The organism is Streptomyces flavochromogenes, from assembly GCF_000717595.1.
GTDB lineage: Bacteria > Actinomycetota > Actinomycetes > Streptomycetales > Streptomycetaceae > Streptomyces > Streptomyces flavochromogenes.
The window spans coordinates 1-12,483 of the sequence record NZ_JNZO01000062.1 but is presented as its reverse complement, the minus strand read 5'-3'; the positions used below and the strand labels follow the sequence as shown (position 1 = coordinate 12,483).

14 protein-coding genes, 3 tRNA genes and 1 pseudogene are annotated in these 12,483 nt (G+C 70.7%); 12 read left to right on the top strand and 6 right to left on the bottom strand.

Annotated elements, in window-relative coordinates:
* The 3 genes from IF00_RS0139835 to IF00_RS0139825 form a co-directional block, all read right to left on the bottom strand.
* A partial coding sequence (locus tag IF00_RS0139835; protein ID WP_037640367.1) for an ABC transporter permease occupies positions 1-1,089 on the bottom strand: 1,089 nt, incomplete at its 3' end.
* 120 nt (positions 1,090-1,209) lie between these two features.
* On the bottom strand, positions 1,210-2,649 hold the full coding sequence (locus IF00_RS0139830) for an FGGY family carbohydrate kinase (protein ID WP_030326902.1): 1,440 nt from the start codon (positions 2,647-2,649) through the stop codon (positions 1,210-1,212).
* A gap of 30 nt (positions 2,650-2,679) precedes the next feature.
* Positions 2,680-2,991: a hypothetical protein gene (locus IF00_RS0139825; protein ID WP_030326900.1), complete on the bottom strand. Its 312-nt coding sequence runs from the start codon at positions 2,989-2,991 to the stop codon at positions 2,680-2,682.
* Positions 2,992-3,183: 192 nt separating this feature from the next.
* Here IF00_RS0139825 and IF00_RS0139820 point away from each other — a divergent pair.
* From IF00_RS0139820 to IF00_RS0139805, 4 genes and pseudogenes are all read left to right on the top strand, one after another.
* Positions 3,184-3,256, top strand: a tRNA-Asn gene (locus IF00_RS0139820).
* Positions 3,257-3,261: 5 nt separating this feature from the next.
* Positions 3,262-3,334 (top strand) — tRNA-Asn (locus IF00_RS0139815).
* A 166-nt stretch (positions 3,335-3,500) separates the two neighbouring features.
* Positions 3,501-3,577 (top strand) — tRNA-Ile (locus tag IF00_RS0139810).
* Between the two features lie 520 nt (positions 3,578-4,097).
* Positions 4,098-4,283, top strand: a pseudogene (locus IF00_RS0139805) (cold-shock protein); the annotation flags it as partial.
* Between the two features lie 67 nt (positions 4,284-4,350).
* Here the strand turns inward: IF00_RS0139805 and IF00_RS0139800 are convergent.
* Positions 4,351-5,118, bottom strand: a complete 768-nt coding sequence (locus tag IF00_RS0139800; protein ID WP_245234784.1) for a hypothetical protein — start codon at positions 5,116-5,118, stop codon at positions 4,351-4,353.
* Positions 5,119-5,224: 106 nt separating this feature from the next.
* On the opposite strand from IF00_RS0139800, the gene IF00_RS0139795 reads away from it, so the two are divergent.
* The 6 genes from IF00_RS0139795 to IF00_RS46335 all read left to right on the top strand — a co-directional run bounded on the left by IF00_RS0139795 (position 5,225) and on the right by IF00_RS46335 (position 7,912).
* The gene (locus IF00_RS0139795) at positions 5,225-5,665 is read left to right on the top strand and encodes an Asp23/Gls24 family envelope stress response protein (RefSeq protein WP_030326896.1); all 441 of its coding nucleotides are present in this window, start codon (positions 5,225-5,227) and stop codon (positions 5,663-5,665) included.
* Between the two features lie 36 nt (positions 5,666-5,701).
* Entirely contained in the window at positions 5,702-5,929 is a 228-nt protein-coding gene (locus IF00_RS0139790) for a hypothetical protein (protein ID WP_030326895.1), read from the top strand.
* The gene (locus IF00_RS48205; protein ID WP_030326893.1) at positions 5,926-6,369 is read left to right on the top strand and encodes a hypothetical protein; all 444 of its coding nucleotides are present in this window, start codon (positions 5,926-5,928) and stop codon (positions 6,367-6,369) included. The genes IF00_RS0139790 and IF00_RS48205 overlap by 4 nt, the downstream gene beginning before the upstream one ends.
* Positions 6,366-7,040: a DUF6286 domain-containing protein gene (locus IF00_RS0139780; protein WP_030326892.1), complete on the top strand. Its 675-nt coding sequence runs from the start codon at positions 6,366-6,368 to the stop codon at positions 7,038-7,040. Before IF00_RS48205 ends, IF00_RS0139780 begins: the two co-directional genes overlap by 4 nt.
* Positions 7,041-7,051: 11 nt before the next feature.
* On the top strand, positions 7,052-7,648 hold the full coding sequence (gene amaP / locus IF00_RS0139775; protein WP_030326890.1) for an alkaline shock response membrane anchor protein AmaP: 597 nt from the start codon (positions 7,052-7,054) through the stop codon (positions 7,646-7,648).
* An 87-nt stretch (positions 7,649-7,735) separates the two neighbouring features.
* Complete coding sequence (locus tag IF00_RS46335) at positions 7,736-7,912, top strand: hypothetical protein (RefSeq protein ID WP_167346910.1); 177 nt, start codon at positions 7,736-7,738, stop codon at positions 7,910-7,912.
* Positions 7,913-8,018: 106 nt separating this feature from the next.
* On the opposite strand, the gene trhA is transcribed toward IF00_RS46335, so the two are convergent.
* On the bottom strand, positions 8,019-8,813 hold the full coding sequence (trhA, locus tag IF00_RS0139765) for a PAQR family membrane homeostasis protein TrhA (protein ID WP_078945062.1): 795 nt from the start codon (positions 8,811-8,813) through the stop codon (positions 8,019-8,021).
* A 213-nt stretch (positions 8,814-9,026) separates the two neighbouring features.
* On the opposite strand from trhA, the gene IF00_RS0139760 reads away from it, so the two are divergent.
* Both IF00_RS0139760 and IF00_RS0139755 read left to right on the top strand, forming a co-directional pair.
* Entirely contained in the window at positions 9,027-9,965 is a 939-nt protein-coding gene (locus tag IF00_RS0139760; protein ID WP_030326887.1) for a MerR family transcriptional regulator, read from the top strand.
* A gap of 53 nt (positions 9,966-10,018) precedes the next feature.
* Positions 10,019-10,585, top strand: a complete 567-nt coding sequence (locus IF00_RS0139755) for a GNAT family N-acetyltransferase (RefSeq protein WP_030326886.1) — start codon at positions 10,019-10,021, stop codon at positions 10,583-10,585.
* A 273-nt stretch (positions 10,586-10,858) separates the two neighbouring features.
* Here IF00_RS0139755 and IF00_RS0139750 read toward each other — a convergent pair whose 3' ends face one another.
* Positions 10,859-12,190, bottom strand: coding sequence for a chloride channel protein (locus IF00_RS0139750; RefSeq protein ID WP_037640360.1), 1,332 nt, complete (start codon positions 12,188-12,190; stop codon positions 10,859-10,861).
* Positions 12,191-12,483 lie beyond the last annotated feature (293 nt).

The window sequence follows — 12,483 nt, the reverse complement described above, 5'->3', positions numbered from 1 at the left end:
CGTCTCACCCGGGCGGGCTTCGAGGCCGACGTCCTTGAGGACGGACTCCTCCGCACCGGGGTACCGGAAGTCGGCACTCCGGACCTCCAGATGCCCCCGCCGGCCGAGTTCGGTCACCGGGTTCACCGGCGGCACCACACTGGACTCGGTCGCGAGGACCTCCTCGATGCGCTCGGCACAGACCTCGGCCCGCGGCACCATCATGAACATGAAGGTGGCCATCATGACCGCCATCACGATCTGCATCAGATAGGCGAGGAACGCGGTCAGCGCGCCGATCTGCATCCCGCCGCTGTCGATGCGGTGCGCGCCGAACCAGACGACCGCCACGCTGGAGATGTTCACCACGGTCATGACCACCGGGAACATCAGCGCCATCAGCCGGCCGGTCGCCATCGAGACATCGGTCAGGTCCGCGTTGGCGCCGCGGAACCGCTCCTCCTCGTAGTCGTCCTTCACGAACGCCCGGATCACCCGGTTGCCGGTGATCTGCTCGCGCAGCACCCGGTTCACCGTGTCGAGGCGCTCCTGCATCGTCCGGAAGAGCGGCCGCATCCTCCGCACGATCAGGGAGACCGAGACCGCGAGGACCGGCACCACGGCGAGCAGCACACCCGAGAGCGGCACGTCCTGGCCGAGGGCCATCACGATGCCGCCGACGCACATGATGGGCGCGGAGACCATCAGGGTGAACGCCATCAGGACCAGCATCTGGATCTGCTGCACGTCGTTGGTCGTACGGGTGATCAGCGACGGCGCGCCGAAGTGCCCCAACTCCCGCGCGGAGAACGACTGCACCCGGTCGAAGACCGCGGCGCGCACGTCCCGGCCCAGCGCGGACGCGGTGCGGGCGCCGTAGAACACGGCCCCGATGTTGCAGACGACCTGGACGACGGAGACGCCGATCATCAGGGCGCCGAAGCGCAGGATGTATCCGGTGTCCCCCTCGACGACACCGTTGTCGATGATGTCCGCGTTCAGGGTCGGCAGGTAGAGGCTCGCGCTGGTCTGCAGGAACTGCAGCAGCACGAGCAGTGCGATGGGTTTTCGATAGGGCCCGAGGTGGGTTCGGAGAAGTCTTATGAGCACGGCTCCACTATCGCCCGCACACCCGGGACGTTACGACTGGCTTTCGGGGTGCGGGACGAGCCCTGGGGAAGTCTTTACGAACGCACGTCCGAGGCGCGGGCGACCGGGCCCCGGACGACGTCACGAACCGAACGCGCCCGGGTGGAGCTGGTCCCGCGTCGCCACGTACTGCTGCCGCACCGCCCGGCCCGCGGGCAGGTCCTCGCCCGGCTCAAGGATCTGCGCGGCCGCGCCCTGCCAGGCCGGGGGAGTGGACGGCGACAGCGTGCCTCGCGCCACCCCGAGGGCCCAGGCGGCCTGCCGGGCCGCGCCGAGCGCCGCGTAGTCGGCCGGCTGGGGGACGACGACCTGCGCGCCGAACAGCGCGGGCGCGAACGCCTGCACCGCCGGAAGCGCCGCCGCGGCGCCGAGCAGGAACACCCTGCGCACCTCGACACCGCGCCCGCGCAGCACGTCCATGGCGTCGGTGAGCGCGCAGAGCATGCCCTCGAACGCCGCCCGTGCCAGGTGCTCGGGCTTCATCGACTCGCGCCGCAGCCCGCTGAGCGTGCCCGCGGTGTGCGGCAGGTTCGGCGTCCGCTCACCCTCCAGATAGGGCAGCAGGACGAGCCCGGAGGCGCCCGGCGTCGACTTCAGGGCCAGCGCGGACAGCTCCTCTAGGGAGTCGACGCCCAGCATCTCGGCGGTGCCGCGCAGCGCCCGCACCGCGTTGGAGGTGTGGACGACGGGCAGGTGCATGCCGGTGGCGTCGGCGAACGAGGTGATCATGCCGCTCGGGTCGGCGAGGGCCTCGTGGTGGACGGCCATCACGGAGCCGGAGGCGCCGAGCGAGACCACCGCGTCCCCGGGGCCGAGCCCCAGGCCCAGCGCGGCGGCCATCGTCTCGCCCGTGCCGGCGGAGATGAGGAGCCCCTCGGGAGTGGTGCCGGCCGCGTCGGCCGGGCCGAGGACCTCGGGCAGCACCGCCTGGTGGCCGAGGGCCAGCTCGACGAGATCGGGGCGGTACGTGCCGGTGCGCGCCGACCAGTAGCCGGTGCCGGAGGCGGCGCCGCGGTCGGTGGTGCGCCGGGCGGGCCTGCCGAGCAGTTGCCAGACCAGCCAGTCGTGCGGCTGGAGGACCATCGCGACCCGCCTGGCGTGCTCCGGCTCGGTACGGGCCAGCCAGCGCAGCTTGGCCACCGGCTGTCCGGCGCCGGGCACGGAGCCCACGGCCTCGGCCCAGGCCTGGCGGCCGCCGAGCGACTCGACGAGGTCGGCGGCGGCGATCTGGGCCCGCTTGTCGTTGCGGACGAGCGCGGGCCGCACCAGGCCGCCCTGCGCGTCGAGCGGGACGAGTCCGTGCTGCTGCGCGGACACCCCGATGGCCTGCACGCCCTCCAGGAGCCCGCCGGTGGCGGCCTCCCCGAGCGAGAGCAGCCAGGTCTGCGGGTCGACGTCGACGGCCTTGGGTTCGCCCGGGTGAGGGGCGTATCCCTGCCGCAGTACGGCACCCGTGTCCGTGTCACAGACGACGATGCGTGTGAACTCCGCTGAGCTGTCGAGTCCGGCGACTATCCCCATGACACTTGATTCTGCCGCACGCGGGGCGATTCAGGTGTTGCTGGTGCCCCAGTCGTCGTCCTCGACCTTCCCGTTGGCCCCGCCGCGCCCGGCCAGCGCGTGGAACCGCTCGGTCACCGAGGACGGCAGCCGGTCGCCCACCTTGTCGCCCACGACGTGCGCGGCCTTGCCCGCGACCTGCCGCCCGGTCTGGGCGGCGGACTCGGCGGCGTTGCGCACGGCCGGGTTCTGCGCGAACTCCTTCGCGGACTTCTTCATCTGCTCGTAGCGCTCGCGTCCGGCCCGCGTGCCGACCACGTAACCGAGGGCGATTCCTACGACGAACGTCAGCTTGTATCGCATGGCCACCACCTTCCCTGGAGAGCTTCCCTGATGCATGCCCGGCGCATCTCCGACGCATCGCCGGTGCCCGGGCGGTGCCCCCGGCGATACCGATTGGCGGAGCACCCCCCTGCTTGCGCTAATGTATGTGTCGCAGCGAGCAACCGCCCGCCCGGAGCATCCGGAGTGGGTACGTTCGGTGCAACGCAGCAATCCCCTGTAGCTCAATTGGCAGAGCAGCCGGCTGTTAACCGGCAGGTTACTGGTTCGAGTCCAGTCGGGGGAGCGCGATCCCCTGTAGCTCAATTGGCAGAGCATTCGGCTGTTAACCGGAGGGTTACTGGTTCGAGTCCAGTCGGGGGAGCGGAACGGAAAAGGACCCTTCGGGGTCCTTTTTCGCGTCTCGGGGAACCATGCGGAGCGCGGTGCGGTCTTCATGGTCGAGCAGAGCCGATCTTCCGGAGCAGGAGATCGTATGAGCGGCTATGCTGCGGCAGACGGCGCGCACACATGTACGCGCCTCACCGTTCGGGGCGGTAGCTCAGCCGGTTAGAGCAGCGGACTCATAATCCGTCGGCCGTGGGTTCGAGTCCCACCCGCCCCACCAGGAAAAATCGTTCTGACCAGGAACTTCACCGGTCAGACGAGAGCACGGAGGGTCTTGGCGGCCCGTCCTAGGCAGGAAAGCACACCTGTTGGGACAAAGTTGGGACGCAGGTCACGCGGCGCGCTCGAACCGCCCGTTCGGCGTATCCGTGACCTCGTCCAGCGTCACCTGCGGCTCTCTGCAGCCTGCGTCGTCCTCCGGTCCCGGGGTCTGATCGGCGCCAGAACCACCGGTACCGCGCCGGCCGCGGGCTCTCTTCTCAGGGGTCGGCGCCGGACCAGGCTGCGGCCGGCCGGGGAACGACCGCGCTCGTGGTCCCAGCACCATCAGGATCGCCCGGACGGAAGCGACTGGGTCTCCATCGAGGCTGCCTGCCGCATCAGAGTCCTCGAGGACCAGATCGAAGAAGCGCAGCGCATCAACGCGAATACCGCCGCGCCGCCCCAGCGGCCGACCCGCCGACCGCGGCCCGAGACGGGGGGCGCCCCGCCGCACCTCGGCGGGCCCTCTCCCACGAACTGTGAAGTGGTTCGACGCGGAGAAGGGCTTCGGCTTCATCGCCCAGGACGGTGGCGGCCCGGACGTCTTCGCCCACTTCTCGGCGATCAACTCCACGGGCTTCCGTGAGCTCCAGGAGGGCCAGGCCGGGACGTTCGACGTCACCCAGGGCCGGAAGGGCCCCCAGGCGGAAAACATCAACCTCGCCCGACCCGCCCCACACCCCGCCGGCGGAACCGGGGACACCCGTCTGAAGACCTTCGGTGTCGATGCGGCTATGCCGCGATTCCGGTGACCAGGACGGCAGCGGTTGTCGGGACCTGGACGTCGCTCATGGCCGCGACGGTCACGGCGTCCCGGACTGCCCGGGCGACCTCCAGGGGGTGGCGGCCGGGTGCGACCTCGAGCTGGACCTGAATGTGGCGGGCGGGCGGATCGTCCTGGTGCGTCACCCTGAGGGGGTGGCCGCCCAGGGGGGTGGTGAGGCGGGCGACGCCCGGCACGGCCGACGCGATGTCGGCCAGCTCTCCGATCGGCCCCCGCAGGGGTTCTGCTGCGGTCGCGGGGGCGGGGCTTCGCGGGGGCGCTTCTCGGGACGGGGGCGTCATGACGTTCACGGCGGTCTGCGGTCCTCCGTCCGCCTCCGTGCCCTCATGGAGATCCGTGACGCGCAGATCGACTGCCACAGTGCTCAGGCCGAGTTCTTCGTCGGCGGCCTTGAGCAGGGTCGTCCTCAACTGTTCGGCGGCTTGGGGTACGGGCAGTGTCACGGACCCGGTGAATGCCGCCTCGATCCTGAGCGGGCCTGGCGGGAGCGCGCCGCCAGGCGGGCGAACGGCCGGTTCGAGCACGGGTTCGTCCGGGACCGGCCCGATGCGCATGCTCTCCAGCCGAACGCCGGGAACCCCGGCGGCCTTGCGCCGGAGAGCCCCGACGGCCGCCTGTTCGGTGATCCACGTGCCGTCGTCCGGCGCTCCGAGAGGCAGAAATCGCCCCAGGCCGAGTCGGCCACGCACTGACTGCATCAACGCCTCGGTCTTCACCTCTTCCACCTTCTCCCACGACTTACGACGACCCGATAAAACGGTCTATAGCGAATATAATTTAGATAAGAGGTGCACGGCTGACTTCTCGAGGGAGGAGTGCCTGATGACTGAGCACACCGGCGCAAAGTACGGAGGCGCACCCGGTTCTCGTGGCCGGACGTCCATCGCCGACGTGGTGGTGGAGAAGATCGCCGGGATGGCGGCACGGGACGTGCGCGGCGTCCATGCCCTGGGCAGCGGGTTCGCGCGCTCGATGGGATCCATGCGGGAGCGGATGCCCGGCGCCGGTAGTGGCAAGTCCGTCACCCGCGGGGTCAGCGTCGAGGTCGGAGAGGTGCAGACGGCCATCGATCTGGAGCTCGTCGTCGACTACGGCGTCTCGATCACGGACGTGGCCGGGGCGGTGCGGGAGAACGTGATCTCCGCGGTGGAGCGGATGGCGGGCCGGGAAGTCGTGGAAGTCAACATCATGGTCGGCGACGTGAAGCTGCCCGACGAGGAGGACGAGGAGGGCGAGGAACCGGAGCGGCAGCGGCTCCAGTAGCCGGCCGGAGTCGACCACCAGGTGAAGGAGCGTGTGATGAGCAGATCCGTGGTGGGTTTGGCCGCCGGAATGGCGCTGGGTTTCGCCGCGTACTTCGGTGACTTCTGGGCCTTCCTGCTGGTGCTGGTGCTGGGCGTCGTCGGACTCGTGGTCGGGCGTGTGATGGAGGGCGATCTCGAACTCGGTGACTTCATACGCCGCCGGGACGATCAGCAACGTATTCATGACGACCAGCGCCGGGCACGGAGAGACTGGCGGCAGTGACCAGGGAAGCCGAAAGGCGCCCGGCCGTGCCCCGCCGGGAGCGGGGTGCGACCTCGGTCGCCGACCGGGTCGTCGCGAAGATCGCCGCCCAGGTGGCGCGTGAGGCGCTGAGTCGTTTCTCCGAGCCGACCGGCCACGTGCCTCCTGGCCACCGCACACCGCACGTGACGGCGGTGGTGCGAGGGGCACCCGAGAGGAGCAGCTCGGAGAAGGCAGGCGGTCCTGCCGGGAGCCGACCGATGTTGGGCCGGGTGCGGTTGAGCATCGCCGTGGAGCTGGGCTATCCGTCGGACATCGGGGCGCAGTGCGCGGCGGTGCGCCGAGAGGTGACCGACCGAGTCACGGCATGGGCCGGTGTGGAGGTTTCCGACCTCGTGGTGGCCGTCGAGAGGCTGCATTCGGCCCACTCGCGGCGGACAGGACGGGAGAGGGTGAGATGAGCGCCCACACGGGGCGGCCTGGCGACAGCGACCTTCCCCCGGAGCCTGCGAAGACGGCTTCCTCCGCATCGGACCAGGACACCGACGCGACACCGGCAGAGCGGGAACAGGTCGAATCGCCGCGTCGTTTCTGGTCCGCGCGGAGGGTCCCTGCGGTCATCGTGGCTCTGCTGTCCCTCGCGGCCGTCGGGCTGCTCCTGTACGACGTGGTCTCGGTGCGGGCGGGTCGGCCCGGAATGGGCTGGCGACGCCGGCTCGCGGACGAGTTGGCCACAAGGCCGCTGGACGACGTCTGGATGATCGTCGGGGCCGCGGTCTCGATGGCCCTCGGCCTGTGTCTCGTCGTGCTGGCGGTGACACCGGGACTGCGCAGACTGCTTCCCATGCGCCAGCCCACCGGCACCCGAGGAACGGGCGAGGTCCGCGCCGGTCTCGACCGCCGGGCGGTCGCCCTGATCCTGCGTGACCGGGCCGTACGGGTGTCCGGTGTCGAGTCCGCTCGGGTCGATGTCGGGCGCCGGAAGATCAGAGCCCGGGCGCAGGCGCATTTCCGCGATCTCGACGAGGTCCGCGCCGACCTCGATGCCGCGCTGGGCGAAGCCGTGGCGACCCTGGGCCTCGCCCGGCGACCCACGCTGACCGTCCACGTCCGACGCCCGAAGAAAGGCTGACGCTGATCCCGATGATCAAGACAGTGAACCGGGCGCTGCTGGGACTGCTCGGCCTCGGACTGTTCGCCCTGGGCGGCGCCGTGCTACTGGGCGGTCTGGACCTGCAGCGCCGATGGGGTTTCGACGTGCCGGGCTGGTGGCCCTTCCGCGGCCCGGCCGATGTCGTCCTGGGCGACGAGGGACGCCTTCGATGGCGGGCGGAGGGCTGGTGGTGGCCGACCGTCATCGCGGTGCTCGCCGTGGCGCTCGTGCTGCTGCTGTGGTGGCTCTGGGTGCTCCTGCGCAAGGACCGGCTGCACCATGTCCTCGTCGACAGCCAGGACGGCACGGCGGCCCGGCTCGACGGCCGCGCCCTGGAGGACGTGATGGAGAAGGAGGCGCAAGCCTTGGACGGAGTCGCGCGGGCACGGGTGCGTCTGAGGGGTCGGCGTACCGCCCCGGTCGCGCAAGTGCGGCTGTGGCTGGAGCCTCACGCGGAACCGGAACGGATCCTGGACCGACTCGATCGGGACACGCTCACACGTGCACGGGACTCGACGGGCCTCGACCGTCTCCCGTCGGAGGTCAGCCTCCGGGAAGTCCGTCACCGCGCCCATCGGGTCGACTGAGAGTGCTGCGCCGTATCCAGCGACGGAATCCCACCCGCCCCTGTTCGAGTCTTCACAAGCCGTCCCGCCCCAGGGAGGCGTAGCCCCATGGTCCTCTTCCTGATTCTGCTCAGCAGCGCCATCACACTGATCGTCATCGGAGCCGTCGTGGACGGAATGCTGTACCTGGTCTCCACCGGAGTGCTGGTTCTCGTCGCCGCCGTGATGTACCTGCTGGTGCGCTCGATACTGCGTTCGCGCCGACGTAGGCCCACCGCGTTCTGACGGTGGGGCCCGGCCCACCACGTTCCGTGGGAGTGGACCGCCGGCCCTCGCGTTGCGGTCCTTCCGAGGGCCGACGAGTGGGTGAGACGGCCCGCACCTCGTCCGCTCAGTGAGCGGCGAGAAGGATGGCGATGTAGTGGGCGGTGAAGGCTGCCACTGTCAGCGCGTGGAAGACCTCGTGGAAGCCGAACCAGCGGGGTGAGGGGTTGGGGCGCTGGAGGGCGTAGACGACCGCGCCCGCGCTGTACAGAAGCCCACCGGTCACGATCAGACAGACCACGGCCGCCCCGCCGCTGTGCAGGAAGTCGGGCAGGTAGCGCACAGGCGCCCACCCCAGAGCCAGGTAGCAGGGGGTGTACAGCCAGCGGGGAGCTCCGACCCACAGGACACGGAAGGCGATGCCGACCAGCGCGCCCGTCCATACGATCCAAAGCAGGAGGGTCCACTGGTCCCGGGAGAGCAGGAGCACGGCGAGTGGCGTACACGTGCCGGCGATGATCAGGAAGATATTGGCGTGGTCGAGGCGGCGCAGAACGGCCTCACCGAGCGGTCCCCAGGTGCCGAGGTGGTAGACGGCGCTCGTCCCGAACAGCAGCCACGCCGTCACGGAGTACACGGTGCAGGCCCGCACGGCCTGTGGCGTCCCAGCCAGGCAGATGAGGACGATGCCCGCCGCCAGCGACGCGGGGACCATGCCGGCGTGAAGCCAGCCACGTAGTTTCGGCTTGATGGGGTCTACCAGATCGGCTGCCCGCTCGACCAGATCGGCCACCGGAAGGGAGCCGTCGGCTGCCTCGGCACGCGGTGGTTCCGAGGGAAGGCCGGCACTGCGGGATGCGGCGTCCTCTCGGGACACTGTTTCCCCTCCCGGGTCGGACTGCTGGGTGTCACGGGCAACCATGTGCACATGCTAGGAACCTGACCGCGACGGGAGCCCCAGAGGTCCCCTTCATCGCCTATCCGGCTCCGTCACCCTACGATCCCGACGGTCCGGAGGAGAGCGAAGCCGGCCACGCAGCCGTGAGGAATGGTCAAGACCTGTGTAGGAGGGGGCTGGCCGTCGGCAGGCGGGGGGGCTTGAGTCTCCCGTAGGGGGAGACACGAAGGTATGGGCATGGACGGCGACACGCTTTACTCGATCGGCGAGCTGGCTCGGCGGACCGGTCTCACGATCAAGACCATTCGGTTCTACTCCGATCGCGGAATCGTGACGCCGACGGACCGCAGCCCGGCCGGCTACCGCTTGTACAGCATCGACGCCGTCGCGCGCTTGGACCTCGTGCGGACCCTGCGGACTCTGGGGCTAGACCTTCCCACGATCCGCAAGATCGTCGATCGGGAGCTCTCGCTCCCTGAGGTCGCCGCGGCGCATGCCGAGGCACTCGCGGTGCAGATTCGCATCCTGCGTCTGCGGCACGCGGTGCTGACAGTCGTGGCCGAGCGTGGGCTCACTCCCGAGGAGACCGATCTCATGCACCAGCTTGCCCAGCTTTCCGAGGACGAACGCCGAGATCTCATCGGTGATTTCCTCGACACTGTCTTCGACGGTCTCGGTGCCGACCCAGCATTCGCAGGGGTCATGCGCTCGATGACCCCCGAACTGCCGGATACTCCCGAGGCGGAGCAGGCCCGAGCATGGGTGGAGTGGGCCGAACTGGCCCTGGACCCGGACTTCCGTGCCGGCGTGCGACGAATGGCCGAGGATCTGGCGGCCGAACGAGCACAGGGCGACACCACGGGCCCGCGCCGCGACTTCGCCGCAGCTGTCCGTGACCTGGTCGCCCCGGCCCTGGCGGCGGGCATCGACCCGGCCTCCCATCAGGCCGATCCGATCGTCGCGGCGCTTGCGGATCACTACGCGCACATCTGCGGCCGCCCTGACGACGCCGAGCTTCGCCGTCGGCTGCTGCTCCGGCTGGAGAGTGTGAACGACCCGCGCAGGGACCGGTACTTCCAGCTACTCGCAGTGATCAACAGCTGGCCTGCTCCGGAGAGCCTGGCGCGAGTGCTCGACTGGTCCGTCGAGGCCCTGCGTGTTCGGACGCAGCGGTAGTGCGCCCGGAACCGTCTGTGCCGGGGCCAGACGTCGACGCGTACGATCGGCCGGTGTCCGGCACCGCCGTACTGCGTGCGGATGCCGCGCCGTCCGCTCCCGCCCTCGTCATTCGTCCCTGGTGCATGCGGGACGTTCCCGCGCTGGTCGAGGCATGCCGGGATCCAGCCTTGCGCCACTGGACAAGCTCTTCGGTGGAGAACGACGCCGACGCAGTGCGGTGGGTGCGGGCCCAGCAGCGAGGATGGGCGGTGGGCGACCGGTTCGGCTTCGCGGTCCTTGAAGCGCAACCCGATTCAACCCATGGGCAGTTGGTCGGCAATGTGGTCCTCAAGGAAGTCGCCTCCGGCGAACCCTCGGCTGAGGTGGGCTACTGGACCGCGGCGCATGCTCGCGGACGGGGTGTGGCGCCTCGCGCTCTGGAGGCTCTCACCGGCTGGGCCTTCGACACGCTCGGGGCCGGCTGGCTGAAGCGTCTGGAACTCCTGCATCAGGTGGACAACTCCGCTTCGTGCCGGGTTGCGCAGAAGAGCCGGTACGAGTTCGACAGCCTTCTGCCCGCGGCGCTGCCCTCCTTCCCTCTCGACGGTCATCTGCACATACGGTGCAGGGATGCCTGAGAGCCACTCGCGTTCTGCGGATCGGCCGAGGTGGCTCATGCCGCGCGGGTCTCGGGGCGCTCGACGAGTTGGCCGCGTTCCGTGCGTTGGAAGGGGAATCCGTCGGGCGAGAGTCCGTAGCGGTCTGTTGGGCAGGCTCGACGCTCTGGCGGCACGGTGAATGGCCACCGGCCACGCCCCCGGATGTCGTAGCGACACGCCGACGTCACCCTGATGCCCCATGCCCCATGCCCCGTCCCGTTCCGCGCCGGTGTGGTGTCCGGCACACCCCGGTCACCCGGTCGGCGCGTGCTTCGGCAGCAGCTCCGTCGTGACGAAGGCGATCACCACCGCGATGATCACCACCGGAATCATCGCGGTGCCGCCCAGCAGCAGGGACACGAGGACCACGCTGCTGACCGGCAGCCGCAGGGTGGCGGCCGCGGCGGCCGCCATGCCCGCCGCCATGGCCGGTACGAGACCGAGGCCGGGCAGCGGGGCCAGCAGGACCCCGGCGGCGGCCCCCAGGAAGAGCGCGGGGAAGACGAGGCCGCCGCGCAGACTGCCCAGGCAGAGGACGTAGGCCGTCCCCTTGAAGAGCAGGACGGCCACCAGCGCGCCCACCCCCCAGGCGTGCGGGTCGGTGGCCATCTGCCCCAGGGTCGCCTGGCCCGACAGGGCGACCTCCGCCGGGGAGCGGCCGGTGACCAGGGCGTAGAGCGCCGCGCAGGCCGCCGCCGCGGCGGCGCACAGCGTCGTGCGGCCCACCACCGCCGTGGTGACGAAGGCGGCGACCCTCCGGGCGGCCGCCAGGGCCGGATGCAGCAGGACGGCGACCGCGAGGGCGAAGGGAATCGTCCAGAGCACGTCCCCCACGTCCAGACGGGGGAACGGCATGGGCAGACGGAGGCTCAGGGACCCCGTCTCCAGCCCGGTCCAGTGACCGATTCCGGTGAAGACCAGGGCCCCGACGCCGCTGGAGAGCAGGGCGGGCAGCATGACCGCGAACAGCTGCGGTCCACCGGCCCCCACCACCTCCATCAGGAGCACCGCGGCGACCAGCGGGTTGCCGAAGATCGCCGCGATGGCTGCCGCGGCGCCCGCCGCGCCCAGGAGGGCGGTGCTCTTCGGGGTCGCCGGTACGCGCACGAGGTCGCGGAAGAGCAGGGCGAGGCCGCCACCCAGGGCGATCAGGGGTGCCTCCGGTCCCAGTACGGCACCGAGCGGCAGGCTCGCGGCCGCGGCGAGCAGGACGCCGGGCAGCATGACCGGTGAGGTCGCGCCGGCGTGGAGGCCGGACGCGGGCACATGCCCGCCGCCTCCGGGCAGACGACGGGCGATCAGCCCGACGACGACTCCCGCGACCGGGAGCATGAGGAGCGGCCACCACCACGGCGGGGTGTCCCAGCCCAGGCCGTGCGGCAGCTCGGCCCACACGAGGTGTTCCAGTTCGTGCAGTCCCACCAGGAACCAGAACGCGACGAGCGAGACCGGTACGCCGATGAGGGCGGAGAAGACGAGGGCCTTGAGATAGCCGGGGGCGAGGAGCAGGTCACGCAGCCGATCCGCCTCCAGGGGCTGTTCCCCGCCTCCGGGGTCGGCCGGATGGGTGTCGTTCTCTGCCATGGACGCCTTCCTGCGGTGCCGCTCGGAGCCGGTACGGGCTCCCCGTGCCTGTGCCTTGCTCCGGCCGGGCCGGGCCAGGCCGTCTCCGGCCTGTCTCCTGCCGGTCGTGACCGGCCGCGGCCACCATCGGGCGGCGGGCCGCGGCCCGGCGGAACGAACCCCTCCAGGGTGCGCCGCCCCCGGGGTCGGCGCACTCCGGGCGGGGCCGGGGCCCGGAGTGGGGCCGGACGTCCGTCCCCCCGGCCCGCTCCCCGCCGGACCAGCCCCCGCTCCCGCCGGACCCGCCCCCGCTC

What these genes read in the sequence shown, in the direction of transcription:
- trhA (WP_078945062.1), bottom strand. Translation starts at nt 8,813, where the DNA reads ATGGTTGCCCGTGACACCCAGCAGTCCGACCCGGGAGGGGAAACAGTG.
- IF00_RS0139780 (WP_030326892.1), top strand. Translation starts at nt 6,366, where the DNA reads ATGAGCGCCCACACGGGGCGGCCTGGCGACAGCGACCTTCCCCCGGAG.
- IF00_RS0139795 (WP_030326896.1), top strand. Translation starts at nt 5,225, where the DNA reads ATGACTGAGCACACCGGCGCAAAGTACGGAGGCGCACCCGGTTCTCGT.
- amaP (WP_030326890.1), top strand. Translation starts at nt 7,052, where the DNA reads ATGATCAAGACAGTGAACCGGGCGCTGCTGGGACTGCTCGGCCTCGGA.
- IF00_RS0139750 (WP_037640360.1), bottom strand. Translation starts at nt 12,190, where the DNA reads ATGGCAGAGAACGACACCCATCCGGCCGACCCCGGAGGCGGGGAACAG.
- IF00_RS46335 (WP_167346910.1), top strand. Translation starts at nt 7,736, where the DNA reads ATGGTCCTCTTCCTGATTCTGCTCAGCAGCGCCATCACACTGATCGTC.
- IF00_RS0139760 (WP_030326887.1), top strand. Translation starts at nt 9,027, where the DNA reads ATGGACGGCGACACGCTTTACTCGATCGGCGAGCTGGCTCGGCGGACC.
- IF00_RS0139830 (WP_030326902.1), bottom strand. Translation starts at nt 2,649, where the DNA reads ATGGGGATAGTCGCCGGACTCGACAGCTCAGCGGAGTTCACACGCATC.
- IF00_RS0139790 (WP_030326895.1), top strand. Translation starts at nt 5,702, where the DNA reads ATGAGCAGATCCGTGGTGGGTTTGGCCGCCGGAATGGCGCTGGGTTTC.
- IF00_RS0139825 (WP_030326900.1), bottom strand. Translation starts at nt 2,991, where the DNA reads ATGCGATACAAGCTGACGTTCGTCGTAGGAATCGCCCTCGGTTACGTG.